The organism is Sunxiuqinia dokdonensis (genome assembly GCF_001270965.1).
GTDB lineage: Bacteria > Bacteroidota > Bacteroidia > Bacteroidales > Prolixibacteraceae > Sunxiuqinia > Sunxiuqinia dokdonensis.
Window position 1 is genome coordinate 16,766 of the sequence record NZ_LGIA01000180.1, and the last position, 15,265, is coordinate 32,030.

A 15,265-nucleotide genomic window follows, 5' to 3' on the forward strand; every position below is an offset into this window, starting at 1 on the left:
TCCATCACTCTCTGCCGGAACGGGTTGTCTTCGACGGTTGGTTGTCAATTAACTCATAACCCGCTGCTTCCCAAGCTTTCATCCCGCCTTTCAAATTATAAAGGTTGGAATATCCTGCATTCGCGAGTGCCTTTGCGGCAATCGTACTCATACGGTCGCTGCGGCAGTACAACACAATTTTTTTATTTTTCGATGGCAGTTCATCCAGATGGTACATTATTTTATCATACGGAATCAACATATCCGTTTTGGGAATTTCCCCTGCATACGGTATGTGCACATTCACAAGTGTGAAATCTTTTTCCGCCATCATTTTATGAAGTTGGGACACTGAAATTTCATTCATGTCCTTTTCCTGCAATTTCCCGGATACTGTATTCCCGGCATAAAGTAAAATGAAGGACCCCATAAAAACTATAACTATCGAAATAATCTTTTTCATGATAAATACAATTAAATATTAAAATAAATTTTTTTTCATAATAATCTCCTAAGGCTTCATATCCATTTCCATATCCATCTTTCCGTCACTGCCAGTATGAGTTTTCATGAAAAGCCTTTCGGCTAATATGACCATAAGAATGCCCGTGAAAGAAACGATAAGCACAAGTGGGTCGCTTTTAAATTTTAGTACTATAAAAGCAATAAGGATAACTGTATCAAAAAGTAATGCAAGTATGGGAACAACAGGATTAAAACTAATATCCTTTCTCAGGAATCTATAAAGACCCCAATGGACAGCCATATCCATAACTATGTAAAATATAGCGCCGATTGCGGCAATCCTGGTTAGATCGAATAAAATAGTCAGTACTATGGCGAGTGAAACAGTAAATAGAAGTGCCGGGTTGCTGAATTTAAAGCGTAATTCAGGAAGTTGTTTCATATTGCTTAGCATAGCAAGCAACCTGGATGCTGAAAAAACACTTGCAATCAATCCGGATACAGTAGCGATGATTGCCAAAATTACTGTAAACCATAAACCCAAACTACCGAACACCGGTTGGGCGGCTTCTGCAAGTGCGTAATTTTTTGCCTTGATGATATCCGGTATACTGAGGTTTGCTGAAACCGACAGAGCTAATGCCACATAAAGAACCATACATATTAATACGGAATAAATGATGGAGCGCCCCACGTTTTTGTTTGGATTTACAATATCCCCGCCCTGGTTGGTAATTGTTGTAAAGCCCTTATAGGCAAGTATCGACAAAGCCAGTGCTGCAATAAAACCTCCAACCATTGACCAATCGCTGCTGTCTACCCTACCCAAATTTCCGAAGGAGGGAAAGCCCGATATAGCGAGCCCCGCGATTGCTAACGTGGCAATACCAAGAATTTTTGCAACTGCAGTAATAGTTGCGGTTGCTCCAATTATTTTATTGCCCGCTACATTTATAATAAAGGCTGCCGCAATCAGAACCACGCCAAGTACAGGGACAAGGACGCTGTCATTACCAACATTGAACAACCTAAGTGTGTAGGATCCAAAAGTTCTGGCTACAAGACTCTCGGCAATAACCATTGAGACATACATTAAAAGAGAAAAAGTGCCTGTGACTGTTCCAGGACCGTAAGCTTTTCTTAAAAATTTGGCAACTCCACCCGACGAGGGATATGCATTTGAAAATTTTACATAAGAGTAGACACTAAGACCAGAAACAATGCCGCCAACTAAAAAAGCTATAGGAAAAAGACTGCCGGCTAATTCGGCAACCTGTCCCATCAGCGCAAATATTCCGGCACCTATCATAACACCGGTTCCTAAAGACACCGACCCAATGAGAGTTAATTTATTTGCGGAATCTTTTTTCATATTCTATTGTTAAATGTTATGTAATTGAGTTGTAATCCAAAGTACATTTCTTTTTATAAAATATTTCAGTACCAATTCATTGGAACAATAAATCTCCATAACCCCAAATGACCGTTCCCAATACAATATTTATATGAGCAAAAGTTTCAAGGTATTGGTGTTTTTTTGAAGGATGGATTTCCTCAAGATTTACCCGGGTTCCCCTGGAATATGCCTGCAACTGATTGTGGTGATATTCATCCCGCCCTTTTAACAGGCTATGGTTTGCGATAACCGCAAACAATACCATTAAAGAACCCGACCTCGAAAATAAAGAACTGCCTACAATGGTTTCAAAATAAAAAGATACGAATACAATCAACCATGCGCTTATCAAAAACAGGAATGGCTTGAGATTTTTTGCTTTATTCATATCAATCGAGGAATTTAGAGCCATCAGTAGCATCATTATAGTTAATTAAAAAATAGCTTCCATCTTCATTTTTAAAGTTTTGGCTTATCAACGATTTTTCCTGATCTAGCCTTTCGGTAACCCGATACTGAATTGACTTCACCCTGACCCCCCACAAATAGGCTTCAACTGTTAAGTCAGATGTAAGGATATAATTACCGGTTTCCATTTCAAGGCTCCTGTTTTTTATCGAAATCCGGTTCTTAGAACCAAAAAATCCTAAAAGCCCCGATTTAACAGACATCTCAACAATGAGGTCATTTAACTTTTTAGCATTGTCTGAAAAATCATATAGTTCTTTAAACTCCGGAGATGAAGTTTCAATGACATATTCTGCGTCATTTTGCCGGGCGAACGGGAAAACAGTGACAAGGACATTCGATTCGTCTGGCTTACAAACATAATCAGTTGTATAACTTTCGGTTAGCTTATCCTTTTCATCGAATAACGAAACCCTGATTTGCACGGATAGAAATCCTTCCACTGTATCCAATTTACTGATTGAGAACTTTTGTTTCGAAATTTGGTCACCTGCTTCATTATAGCCCCTACGGATGATATCCCTGCCCGCTATTTGCTCAATAAGCATATTATCCTGTCCCCGGCATATCTTACCCAATGCCAGCAAAATCATCGCTATAATAAAGTACTTTATCTTTAACATTCTTTCCTAAAACTTCTGCCGTAAACCCAGACTTTTATTGGTCTTCCGAATAGAATTTTCGGAATCTTTTTCTATTTCGGTCATTGCCCTGATGGCATCAATGGTTTCAGGGATTACAATGGCCTGGTTGTCCACCACGTAAGCATAAAACAATTCATCGCCTTGTACTTTCAACATGTCCTCCCACAAAGCCACTTCGTACATATCACCATAAGGTCTGTTCAACGCCAGCATCAGCTCTTTGATGGCATTATTGGCGGAAAGCCCATCACTATAATTGATAAGGGCAACACGGGTGGATGTACGGAAAGCATCCAGCACTTCCTCTTTACCTGCTTCCCTGGTGAGTTGCACATTCCAGTAATGTAAATGGCTGAGGGTTTCCGGGACTTTAACGGCCGCGGTTATTACATCCAAATCGGGATCTACCGTCTGTGCATCGGGTCCCTGGTGGCTGGGTATTTCCTTTTCGGGCACCAGCGTGTTCATGATACCGTTCAAATGGCTTTCCCAGGGATCGGTTGCCCGGCGGAGCAGTGTCCCCCTTGCTTTTTTTAACAGCCCTGCGTTTTTCAGTGCAGTAAGCGTACGCACAATAGATGTTGTATTGCATGATACTACCCTCGTTGATTCACGCCCCAATGCCGTTTCATAATTGTTTTCGGCGCTGAAAGAATGACCGGTTGTTTCGTGCTTTTCCCCTCCCTGAACAATAAATTTAAGGTTGGCTTCTTTGTATTTCTCAATATTTTTGGCAGCTATTTTCTTCGGGGTGCAATCCACAATAATATCTGCCTTTTGTATCAGGTCGGAAAGGGTGCCTTGTACCTTTATTCCTGCATTTTCCATTTGCTTCCTGAAGTCGTCATTAAAAGCAAATACCGGGTATTCCCTTTGTACGGCTATTTTTATCCGCCAGTCGGTAATAATATCGCAAACCCCGGCCAGTTCCATATCGTCCTGTAAGGCAACGGCATCCGCTACCCGTTTTCCAATTACGCCATATCCGTTGATGGCTACTTTTACTTTTTTCATTTTTTTAAGATTTATAATTTAAAAACTGAATAAATGCCAATAAAACAAGAATACCTCCCGCAACATAAAAAGGGGCAGTACTATTTAAAGTATAAATAGCTGTCCCTAATAAGGGGCCGACAATTTGCCCGATCCCGCTAAAGGAAGATTGCATGCCCAGGGCCCAGCCCGAAGATTTATTTTCCTGCAGGGAAATAAGGGCAATCAGGTTGGGTATGACCAGAGATGTGCCCAAACCGAAAATTCCTATGGCCGTGATAAGGTACCATGTGTCCTGACCCAAAACAAATAACATCAAAACTGCCCCGGCTATCAGGAACCCATATAATATCTGTTTTTTAATGTTTCGGAAAATTAACGGGCCCCATTTTGCAATCACGGGTTGTAATATGGCCATCACAAGGCCACAAACCAACAACCCTATACCGATAAATGATGCCGAATAATTTCTAACGTCCTTACCATAGAGGATAAAAACAGATTCAAATAAAGTGATGGCAAATTGTATGGTTAATGATAATATCAGTAATTCGCCCATACTTTTCCATTTCCCTTTTGGGAATATCCGAAAAGTCAGTTTTCGCAGAGCAGTTGCGGGTACTCTTTTTGTGCGCTTCAAAACAAACAGGGAAACCACCAGGGTGATGCCACCCAAAATAGCGAGAGCCAGAAAGGGCACACTAAAACGGTCAATCATCCAGTGGCCGGACTCCCATCTGAAATGAAGGTTGTTATTGATGAGCAAGCCGCTTATGCCGGGTCCGGTAATTACGCCGGCACTTGCGGCAGTCCCTGCCCAGGCTATGGCCCGTGTGCGTTTTTTTTCGGTAGTAATATTGCTGATGTAAGCGTTGACCACCGGCACCAGAAAGGAAGAAAGCAGGCTGCCCAAAATTCGTGCTGAATAAAGCATGGCGAGGTTGGTGCTGAATGCAATCATAATTTGCATAAACGAGTAACCTCCAAGCCCAAGGATTATAAGCGCCCTGGGACCTGTCCGGTCGGAAACTTTCCCCCAAAAGGGCGCTGTGAATACAAGGGCAAAGGGATAAATAGCCGTAAGTATACTAAAATGAAAGGATATGTCGGTATTACCGTTTCCGGCAGATGCTACCAGCCGTTCGATGAAAAAGGGCAGGACCGGCAATAATACCCCGTAACCGGTCATTACCACAAACAAACAGACCAGTAAAACGATGAATTTTTTATTTAGCATTAAATTATCCATTGGCTTATTATTTCTTTTTATCCTTTTGTATTTTATTAAAATTTGTCTTGCTCCCCCGGTTGACTGATTGAATCAATACACTGTAATAAACAAGCTGTTCACCAAATCCATTAGCCATGTTGGATAAACACCCAGCCAAACAATCAAAACGCCCAAAACCGCCAGCACAAAAATTCCTGAAGCGGAAAAAACCAAGAATACCCTGGCTAAAGGTACTTTCTCCTTTTTCCTTTTCATCATGGTGGCAATGATGCGCAGGTAATAATACAAACCAATTACACTGCTGAGTACTAATACAAAAACAAGCAGCCAGCTTGCACCCCCCACCCCAGCGGTGAGGATAAAATATTTCCCCATAAAACCTGCTGTAAGCGGGATACCGGCCAGCGATAGCAACACGATGGAGAAAACCGCAGAAAGAAATGGCTTCCGCCAAAACAAGCCTTTGTAATCCTTGATATGCGAGGCTTCCCTGTCAGAATGCGAGATGAGGGTGATGAGCCCGAAAGCGGCCAGTATGGTCACAAAATAGGTGGTAACATAAAAAGTGGCCGCTTGTGGCCCGATTTCCCTGCTTGAAACCAGCGCTACCAGAGTGTACCCAAAATGGGCAATGGAGGAATAAGCCAAAATGCGCTTCACATTCTTTTGCACCAGGGCGAGCAAATTACCGATTAACATCGACAGTACGGCGATTGCCACAAATACTTCCATAATTTTATTAAAATGATACAAATCGGCCATCACAAAAATGCGGATCAAAACGGCTACCATGGCCCCTTTTGATGCGCTGGCAATAAACGCACTGACGGGTGAGGAGGCGCCTTCGTACACATCGGGCGTCCACATGTGAAAAGGCGCCACGGCCAGCTTAAACCCAATTCCCACAATCATCAACCCCAGGCCGGCCGTCACCATCAACAAAGATGGAGTGTTTAAATGTGTGACCGTATCCGCCAGGTTGTGGAAAGCCATATTTCCCGAAATGGCATAAACCAGCGCCATGCCAAATAGTAAAAAAGCGGAGGACATGGCCGCGATAATCAGGTATTTCAACCCGGCTTCAATGGGTTTGGTACGCTCCCGGTAATAGCTTATCAGGCCGTACAAAGAAACACTGAGCACTTCCAGGCTCACAAAAAATGAGATAAAATGCGTGCTGATCACCATCATTCCGGCGCCCAACGTGGCTATCATCAACAACAGGTAATACTCTTCTTTCCGCTTTTCAGGGAAAAAATTCTGTATGCTGATATAGCTGAAAACGGATACTAAAAAAGCAGCCAGCAGGATGATTGCCTGATAATAGGTTCCAAAACGGTCGATTAATAAAAGGTCGCCTATGGAATGGGGCAACCCGTTGTTGGTACGAAACAGGGAGATAAACGAGAACGCCAATACGGTGAGGGTAGAAATAAATGTTAACTTGTGGTTGCGCTTTATGGCCACCAAAAGCATCGTAAGGATTGTTCCCCCGGCCAATATCATCATGGGCAGAATACGTAATATATCTCTTTCTGACATTACTCTTTAGTGTTAACGTTTTTGTTTTTCGTATTAAAATGTTGCTCCTTCATCAGCCTTCGCACTGACATATAATCCGTTGTTGCAGCTTCGTTTTGTGCAGACTTTGTTTGCGATTGGTTTACCTTTTCAATAATATTCCGGACCGGATTTTCAGATAAGCGTAAAACCGGTGATGGAAACAGCCCCAGCCAGATAATGACTACGGTTAGCGAACCCATGACCACCATTTCTCGAAACCCAAAATCAGCAATTTTCCATTCCTTGTGTTTTACTCCATAAAACACTTTTTGCATAATGCGCAACGAATAAACAGTAGCTGTTATCAAACCAATTGTTGCTAAAATTGTCAGTAGTTGATTTGAGGGGAATGAACCGATTAAAATCAATATTTCGGCAACAAAATTTCCCAGCCCGGGCAAGCCCAGCGAAGCCAGCACAAAGATGAGCCCCATGGCGCCCATCCGCGGAACTTTCGACCAAAGGCCACCCATTTGCGCCAATTCGCGGGTATGTATCCTGTGCGACAAAGCACCCGCAATAATAAACAACGCCCCTGTGCTTATCCCATGCACAATTATCTGCATCACCACGCCCTGCATCGCCATTTCGTTAAAGGCATAAATGCCGAGCAAAATAAACCCCATGTGGCTTACGCTAATGTAAGCTACCAGCCGCTTTAAATCGGTTTGTGCAAAAGCGAGTTTGGCTCCATACAAAATACTGATGACGCCAAGGGCCATGGCCACGGGCGCAAACTGTTGCGATGCCTGCGGGAACAGTGGTAAAACAAAACGTATCAATCCGTATGCACCTGTTTTCAGCAACAATGCGGCAAGGATTACGCTACCCGCCGTGGGCGCCTGGGTATGCGCATCAGGCAGCCAACTGTGAAGCGGGACAGTTGACAGTTTTACGGTGAAAGCAATTACAAAACCCATCATCAAGAGAAAGGCAACATTTGGCGCTATGTTCGTGCCCAGCAGTTGTTCATAATCAAAAGTATAAACCCCTGTATTGGCGCCGTGAATAAAATAGAGTGCAAGTATTGAAAGGAACATCAGCAGCCCGCTGGCCTGGGTGAAAAGAAAAAACTTGGTAGCAGCATAGGTTTTGTTTTCATGCCCCCAGATACTGATGAGGAAATACATCGGGATGAGCATCAATTCCCAGAAAAAGTAAAGCAGGAACAGGTCCAATGCCAGAAAAACCCCTGTGATACCTGCCAGGACAAGCATCAGGTTAAAATGAAAGAAGCCAACATTTTTGTTAATTTCTTTCCACGAAGCCAAAACGGAAATTATCCCCATAAAAGAGGTGAGCAGCAACATCAGCAGGCTCAGGCCGTCTGCCGCCAGTTTAATTTGAATGCCAAAGCCGGGAACCCACGCATGGGTATAACTTGAAACCCACTGCCCTTCAGTTCCGGGCACACTTTTTAACCACATGGTAATTACAATACCCAACAGAAAGAGGTTAGCAACAAGGCTGATAACCCGGGGCAAAGTATTGCTCCAGCGGCCAGCCAACCATGCCAACAGCCCGCTTCCAGTCAATAATATGATAAGCCAAATAAGTATCATGGATAAAATATTAAGGTTAAGGTTAAAATTGCCCCGATTGCTATAACCATGGCATACCAGCGCACCCTTCCGTTTTGAGAGGCGCTTAACACAATATTCAGCGCACGTGCAAGCGAAGCCAGGCCTTTATAGAACAAATCCACAAAATCGTCTTTATCGATTCTGGATAAGAAAACAATGGGTGTGACAATCATTTTGTCGTACACAAAATCGAAATCCCATCCGTTGAAGAAAAAATTTTGCAGTGCGTTGCGTTCAGGTACAGCCGCCGGGTAAGGTTTGTTAAAATAATATTTATAGGCAACAAACAAGCCTGAAATTGCCGCCAGCCCTGCAATCAGTTGAAAAACTAATTCTGTTGAATTTCCCAGGTGTATGGTTGCTGTGGCGGGCAATGTTTTTTCAATAAACCCAGAGAAGAGCACCACGTGGCCCATATTTTCAGGGAGTTCGATGTAACCTGCGGCAAAAGAGAAAAAGGCCAGGATAAGCATCGGGATGACCATTCCAGTTCCCGGGCGGGCGGAAGGTTCGGCTTTCGTTGTTCCAAAAAAGGTTAAAAAAACCATCCTGAACGTGTAAAGCGCCGTAATAAACGCACCAATCAATGCGGCTAACCAAAGTACCACAGACCCTTTGTCGCCGACATAAGCGAGCCATATAATTTTATCTTTGCTGAAATACCCCGCAGTGATTAGCGGCAAAGCAGCCAGCGAGCCCGAAGCAATCAGGAAGGTCCAGAAAACCACCGGAAGCTTTTTCCGCAGTCCCCCCATTTTGAACATATTGTGTTCGTCGTTCAAGACCCAAATTACCGCTCCCGCCCCGAGGAACAACAGCGCTTTGAAAAAGGCATGTATCATAAAATGAAAAATAGCCGCCGACCATGCCCCCACACCCAGGGCCAGGAACATATACCCGATTTGTGAAATGGTGGAGTAGGCCAACACCCGTTTTATGTCGTGCTGGTTTAGCGCTGAAAACCCGGCAATCAAAAGGGTGGCCGCCCCGATAACCGCCACGGTAGTTTGAACAATCGGGGCAAGTTCGAACAACACATGGGTGCGTGCAATGAGGTAAACCCCTGCGGTAACCATGGTGGCCGCGTGGATAAGCGCTGAAACCGGCGATGGCCCGGCCATGGCATCGGGCAGCCAGGTTTGCAGCGGCAATTGGGCCGACTTGCCCACGGCCCCGCCCAGGAGCAGGAGCGCCACAGCAACCGCTATTCCGGAACCAATTCCCCAGGTGCCGGGGGCGGCATTCAAAATCTCCCGGATGTTCAGGCTGTGAAAAGTCATAAACAGGATAAAAAGCCCAATAGCCAGGGCCGTATCGCCCACGCGGGTTACGATAAACGCTTTGCGTGCCGCGTAACCGTTGTCCGGGTTTTTATACCAAAAACCAATAAGTAAATAGCTGCACAAGCCAACCCCTTCCCAGCCCAGGTAAAGCAACAATAAATTATCAGCCAAAACCAGTACCAGCATAAATCCGATGAACAGGTTCATGTAGGTAAAAAACCTGGAAAACCCATCTTCTTTCCACATAAATTGGGCAGAATAGAGGTGGATAAGCGCACCCACAAAAGTGATGACAAAGATGAACGTGAGTGATACCGCATCGAGGTGAAAGGCGATGTCAGGGGATAAACCACCCACGTCAATCCAACGCCAGAGTACCTGCAGGTAAGGTTTGCCGGTTGGGTTATTGCCCATAAAATCGAGACCGGCGAGAATAGTAAGCCCGGCCGAAAGGGAAACGGTCCCTACACCGATGATTGAACAGGTTAAACGCGAAAGTTTTCTGCCCGCCAGCGCCAGGATTAGCGCCCCGGAAAAGGGCAAAGCCACAATCAACCAAAGCAATTCTTTCATTGTTACAGTTTTATTTTATCCATTCATTGTACTGGCCTTGTTGATATCAACCGACCTGAATTTTTTAAACATTTGAATAATTAATGCCAGCCCCACAGAAACTTCGGCCGCGGCCATGGCCAAAATAAAAATAAACATCACTTGCCCGTCAGCCTCGCCCCAGGCCGATCCGGCTACTATAAAAGCAAGCCCGGCGGCATTCAGCATTACTTCCACCGACATCAGCATGTAAATGATATTCCGGTGTACCAGCAAGCCCGTTAAGCCAAGACAGAATAAAATGGCAGCCAGCAATATTCCTTGTTCCATTGGTACGTTCATAGTTCTTGATTTTTATTTTTTAAATAACGGTGATGGACCGTCTTCTCCTTCTGGCCCAGGTGATAAGCCCCGATAATCCCGGCGATCAGGAGGAAGGCGGCCAATTCGACCACTACAATGTATTTTGTGAACATCAGCTCGCCCACGGCAACCGGAAGCACCACTTCCTGCCCCATCGCATAGCCGGGCTGGGCGGTTAGCACATACACCATTTCAGCAAGAAGGATGAGAGAGATTGCCGAGGGCCCAATCCATATTTTGGACTTCATTAACCTTTTCTTCCGTTTTTCTTCATCGCTTAAATTGAGCATCATTATCACAAAAACGAACAGCACCATTATGGCCCCGGCATAAATAATTACTTCCAAAGCAGCCACAAAGGGAGCGCCTATAATAAACATGACCACCGAAACCGAAAACAGCGAGACAATGAGGAACAGAAGGGAATGAACGACATTTTTACTGATCACCATCATAAGGGTTGAAACAATCGCCGCAGTAGCCGCGATGTAGAAAAGTATGTTCATTTCTATTTTATTTTTATTTCAAATTTCACTGCAAGCAGGTTAGGGCATCAGTTTCCGCACATCCACCGGTTTGTTTTCATTTTCACCTTCCCCTTTTTTCTTTACCCCGAAATCCACGCCGGCTTCTTTATAAAAGTTGTAACCATGGTATTTGCCTTGCCCTTCTATCAGGAGGTCCTCTTTTTCATACACCAGGTTTTGCCGGTCGTATTCCGCCATTTCAAAATCGGGGATAAGTTGAATGGCATAGGTAGGGCATGCCTCTTCGCAATAACCACAGAAAATGCAGCGCGAAAAGTTAATACGGAAAAACTCCGGGTACCTCCGCCCGTTTTCATCTTCGGTTGCCTGAAGGGAAATACAATCTACCGGGCAGGCCGCGGCACATAAATAACAGCCAACACATCTTTCTTCATAGTCCGGATCGCGGGTAAGCACAATACGGCCACGCCATCGCGCAGGCAACTCCGTTTTCTCTTCAGGATACTCAACAGTTTCCCTTTTACGGAACAGGTGTAAAAAAACAATCCAAAGCGATCTTAAATTACTGAACATGGTTGCAACTATTTTTTATATAAAAATCATCATTTTATTACTGAAAATACAATACAATAGCTCCCGTTACCAACAGATTTAAAAGCGACAACGGCAAAAGGATTTTCCAACCCAACGACATCAGCTGGTCGTATCTCGGGCGGGGCAGGGCAGCCCTGAGCAAGATGAAGACCATGATGAAAGCAAACGTTTTGAGCAGGAACCAAAATACCGGTGGCAGGAACCCAAAACCGAGCCATCCGCCAAAAAACAAGGTGGTTATCAATGCTGAAATAAGTGTGATGCCCAAATATTCGCCCACAAAGAACAACCCGAACTTCAAACCTGAATACTCGGAATGATACCCTGCAATCAACTCGCTCTCGGCTTCCACTATATCGAACGGGAGGCGGTGCGCTTCCGCCACGCCCCCAATAAAAAAAATCACAAAACCGATGAACTGGGGAATAATAAACCACATTTTTTTCTGCGCTATCACAATATCGGTCATGTTTAAAGAACCTGCCATGATAACTACACCCATTAACGACATGCCCATAAAAACTTCGTAGGAAATCATTTGGGCAGCGCCGCGGATGGCCCCCAGGAGCGAATATTTATTGTTGGACGACCATCCGCCCAGTACAACACTGTAAGCGCCGAGGGACGACATAGCGAGGAAAAACAAAATGCCAATATTGAGGTCAACCACCATGATTTCGGGTGTAAAAGGAACGATGGCAAAACTCATTAGAATGGTTATCACCAGCATCGCGGGGGCTATAACAAATACTTTTTTATCGGCAAAACCCGGAATCCAGTCTTCCTTGAAAAATATTTTAATCATGTCGGCCATCACCTGGAACAGGCCAAAGGGGCCAACGCGATTGGGCCCGTAACGATCCTGCCATAACGCCAGCAGCCTTCTTTCCAACCAGATTAACCCGGCAGCAATGGTCAGCAATACCACTAATATTCCAAATGCAACAAGCGTATGTAATACTCCCTCATTCATCTTTTATTTTTTTGAAAGTTATCCAAAACGGAAACCGGGTTCCCACAGTTTCTTTTAATCCTTTGGGCAGCCCAATCGTCCCTTTGGTTAAACCGGTGTTTAGCTTTACCGGCAGTTTCAGTGTTTCACCCTGCAATACGATTCCGAGCAAATCACCCTCCTTCACACCGGCTTCCCATGCGTCGGAATTATTTAATGCGATGTACGGTTTGGGTAACCGCTCGTTCACCGCCGGGCTTTGTGCGCTCAGTTCATCGGAACCAAAAATGTGGTACAGCGGCAGTGCATACCATTCCCCTTTTTGGGGTGAAAATGTTTTAGTAATGTTTTTGAAATACCCGATGTTGCTATTCTTTTTATCAAACAACCGTACCCCCGAATTCCCGCCATGGAGTTCACCGCCCACCTCAATCTGATATTTGTTAATGGCCTGTGCCGAGTTCCACCCTGGCGACCAATAAAACGGTGTGATGGCTGCGGTTGGGATACCGGAATAACCTTCCATGGTAAACGAAAGAGCCGAATCCGTGTCTTCGGGCGGCTTGGGCTCGCTTACATTTATATTGGTATGCATTGCTGTCCTTCCGGTGTAGCGGTGCGGTTCGCGCGGGATTTTCTGTGTTCCCTTTCTGTAATCTGCCGGCGGTGCAACGGATTGAATTCCCTCCAAATCAGGAAAAGTTTTTACCAGATTGTACACAATGTTTTCGAAATGTATTGTTGATTCCGCCGTTCCGACCGGCATGATTTCCTGCAACCATTTCCAACTGCTTTCCACATCGTTTTCAGGAACATGAACCTGATAAAAACGCTGTGCCCTTCCTTCGTTGTTGATTACGGTGCCGTCCGCTTCGGCGAAAGTTCCGGCAGGCAGTACATAAGTTGCATGTTGGGTGGTGGCATTTTCCAGGTAAGCCAGGACTATAATATCGTTATAATCCTGAAGAAAATTATCCACGCTGTTTTTGTCCGTTCGCCGGTATAAATCGTTTTCCAGGACAATCAGGACCGCATCGTCATTTTGATTCACGTTTTCAAAAGCCTGGTCCAAAAATTTATCGGAAATTAAAAAAAGGCCAACCGAATTCACTTCGGGAGCGACATAAAATAATCCGGCATCCTTTTCTTTTTCCTTCAGCGCAAAAGCAATATTGGCAGCCGCTTCAATAATGGCTCGGCTGTACAGGCTTGTGCCGGCCACAATCAGCGGTTTTTTCGCGTCGAGCAGCGCCCCTGCAATGGATTCCGCGAGTTTTCCGGCCTCTTTGCTGCAATCTGTTTCCGGTAGTTCCGGATTAATTGCATGGGCGACAGCCTGTCCCAGCCGGGCAACGTCATCGGGGTGCGCACGATATGTTTGTGTGGCAACCTCATCCAGTTTGGTAGCCTGCGCGGCTGCTATGTAAAATGGCCCGGTATTTCCTTGGACGACTTCCCTGACTGCGGCATCGTTCCAGACGGGAATGTTCAAACCGGCCGCCTGCTCTTTAGGTGTATTCCTGACTGCCTGCCGCAGGTTCAGAGCCAGCATGGGCGCTGTGTTGGTAACATCTTCGCCCAAAATAAAAACGGCATCATACGATTTTACCTCGTTCAGGGAGGGCACATTTACCTTTCCGCTTTTTACTATTTCAATAACCTTCTGAATTAGTTTTCCTTCTGTTTCGGGAATTCCTGCATAAAAATTTTTGGCCCCCACCCATTGCCGCAACAAAAAGTTGGATTCGAGGGATGCTTTGGGCGAGCCGATACCAATTAATTTTTTCCCTTCAGCAACTTTCCTTATTTCCTGAATAGCCTGTTTTTTTTCTATCTGGACGAGTGAATTATTTTGTTTTTTGAAAGGGAACTGAATCCGTTTTTTGCTGTTTACGTATTCATAACCAAACCTTCCGCGGTCGCATAGGAAATACCCATTTACATCGCCGTTGTAGCGGCTCAGTATCCTACGGATACCACCATACCGTTCCGAGGCAATGATGTTGCAGCCCAGTCCGCAATTGTGGCAGACCGAAGGCGCGTTGGTGAGGTCCCATTTCCTCGTGTAATGTTTTTTTAACGTTTTGTCTGTAAAAACACCAGTCGGGCATATTTCCACAAGGTTGCCGCTAAATTCATTTTCCAGTGTCCCGGGTTCATGCCGCCCAAAATAAATGTCGTCGTGCGCGCCAAATACATCCAGGTCTTTTCCGCCCGCATAATCTTTATAGAACCTTACACAGCGGTAACACTGGATGCACCGGTTCATTTCGTGGTTAATAAAAGGGCCGAGGTACTGGTTGGTGTGCGTACGTTTTTTAAAACGGTACCGGCGGTAGTTGTGGCCTGACATTACGGTCATGTCCTGGAGGTGGCATTCCCCGCCTTCGTCGCAAACCGGGCAGTCGTGCGGGTGGTTAATCATCAGGGCTTCAATATTATCTGCGCGGAATTGCTTTGCTTCATCAACTTCCAGGGAGATGCGTACCTTATCGGTCACCGGTTCGAGGCAGGCCATGACCAGCTTTCCTTTGGTATCGTCCTCGTCTTTGTATTTTATTACGGCACACTGGCGGCATGCACCTATCGAATCAAGCTCGGGGTGCCAGCAAAAATAGGGGAGGTCGAGCCCCAGCGAAAGACAGGCTTCCAGCAGGTTTTTGCTTTCGTCTGATTCATATTCCTTATTGTCTATAATTATTTTAGCCATT

14 protein-coding genes are annotated in these 15,265 nt (G+C 45.0%); all 14 read right to left on the bottom strand.

Translation table 11 applies throughout. The features are described 5' to 3' along the window. Positions 1-4 precede the first annotated feature (4 nt). The 14 genes from NC99_RS15945 to nuoG all read right to left on the bottom strand — a co-directional run bounded on the left by NC99_RS15945 (position 5) and on the right by nuoG (position 15,264). Positions 5-442, bottom strand: coding sequence for a rhodanese-like domain-containing protein (locus NC99_RS15945; RefSeq protein ID WP_082326528.1), 438 nt, complete (start codon positions 440-442; stop codon positions 5-7). A gap of 48 nt (positions 443-490) precedes the next feature. Continuing rightward, complete coding sequence (locus tag NC99_RS15950) at positions 491-1,816, bottom strand: APC family permease (protein WP_053185888.1); 1,326 nt, start codon at positions 1,814-1,816, stop codon at positions 491-493. A gap of 76 nt (positions 1,817-1,892) precedes the next feature. Then, the gene (locus NC99_RS15955; protein WP_157624970.1) at positions 1,893-2,228 is read right to left on the bottom strand and encodes a hypothetical protein; all 336 of its coding nucleotides are present in this window, start codon (positions 2,226-2,228) and stop codon (positions 1,893-1,895) included. Position 2,229: 1 nt separating this feature from the next. Beyond that, the gene (locus NC99_RS15960) at positions 2,230-2,931 is read right to left on the bottom strand and encodes a hypothetical protein (protein WP_053185894.1); all 702 of its coding nucleotides are present in this window, start codon (positions 2,929-2,931) and stop codon (positions 2,230-2,232) included. A 6-nt stretch (positions 2,932-2,937) separates the two neighbouring features. Then, on the bottom strand, positions 2,938-3,966 hold the full coding sequence (locus NC99_RS15965; protein WP_053185897.1) for a type II glyceraldehyde-3-phosphate dehydrogenase: 1,029 nt from the start codon (positions 3,964-3,966) through the stop codon (positions 2,938-2,940). 4 nt (positions 3,967-3,970) lie between these two features. Then, the gene (locus NC99_RS15970; RefSeq protein WP_053185900.1) at positions 3,971-5,194 is read right to left on the bottom strand and encodes an MFS transporter; all 1,224 of its coding nucleotides are present in this window, start codon (positions 5,192-5,194) and stop codon (positions 3,971-3,973) included. 72 nt (positions 5,195-5,266) lie between these two features. Continuing rightward, positions 5,267-6,718, bottom strand: a complete 1,452-nt coding sequence (locus NC99_RS15975; protein ID WP_053185903.1) for an NADH-quinone oxidoreductase subunit N — start codon at positions 6,716-6,718, stop codon at positions 5,267-5,269. Further along, on the bottom strand, positions 6,718-8,301 hold the full coding sequence (nuoM, locus tag NC99_RS15980) for an NADH-quinone oxidoreductase subunit M (RefSeq protein WP_053185906.1): 1,584 nt from the start codon (positions 8,299-8,301) through the stop codon (positions 6,718-6,720). Before nuoM ends, NC99_RS15975 begins: the two co-directional genes overlap by 1 nt. Beyond that, entirely contained in the window at positions 8,298-10,178 is a 1,881-nt protein-coding gene (gene nuoL / locus NC99_RS15985) for an NADH-quinone oxidoreductase subunit L (RefSeq protein WP_053185909.1), read from the bottom strand. Before nuoL ends, nuoM begins: the two co-directional genes overlap by 4 nt. 15 nt (positions 10,179-10,193) lie before the next feature. After that, positions 10,194-10,499, bottom strand: a complete 306-nt coding sequence (nuoK, locus tag NC99_RS15990) for an NADH-quinone oxidoreductase subunit NuoK (RefSeq protein WP_053185910.1) — start codon at positions 10,497-10,499, stop codon at positions 10,194-10,196. Then, entirely contained in the window at positions 10,496-11,026 is a 531-nt protein-coding gene (nuoJ, locus tag NC99_RS15995; RefSeq protein WP_053185913.1) for an NADH-quinone oxidoreductase subunit J, read from the bottom strand. Before nuoJ ends, nuoK begins: the two co-directional genes overlap by 4 nt. 39 nt (positions 11,027-11,065) lie before the next feature. Next, complete coding sequence (gene nuoI, locus NC99_RS16000) at positions 11,066-11,581, bottom strand: NADH-quinone oxidoreductase subunit NuoI (protein WP_053185916.1); 516 nt, start codon at positions 11,579-11,581, stop codon at positions 11,066-11,068. Between the two features lie 37 nt (positions 11,582-11,618). Further along, the gene (gene nuoH, locus NC99_RS16005) at positions 11,619-12,575 is read right to left on the bottom strand and encodes an NADH-quinone oxidoreductase subunit NuoH (protein ID WP_053185919.1); all 957 of its coding nucleotides are present in this window, start codon (positions 12,573-12,575) and stop codon (positions 11,619-11,621) included. Continuing rightward, the gene (gene nuoG / locus NC99_RS16010) at positions 12,568-15,264 is read right to left on the bottom strand and encodes an NADH-quinone oxidoreductase subunit NuoG (RefSeq protein ID WP_053186000.1); all 2,697 of its coding nucleotides are present in this window, start codon (positions 15,262-15,264) and stop codon (positions 12,568-12,570) included. The genes nuoH and nuoG overlap by 8 nt, the downstream gene beginning before the upstream one ends. Position 15,265 lies beyond the last annotated feature (1 nt).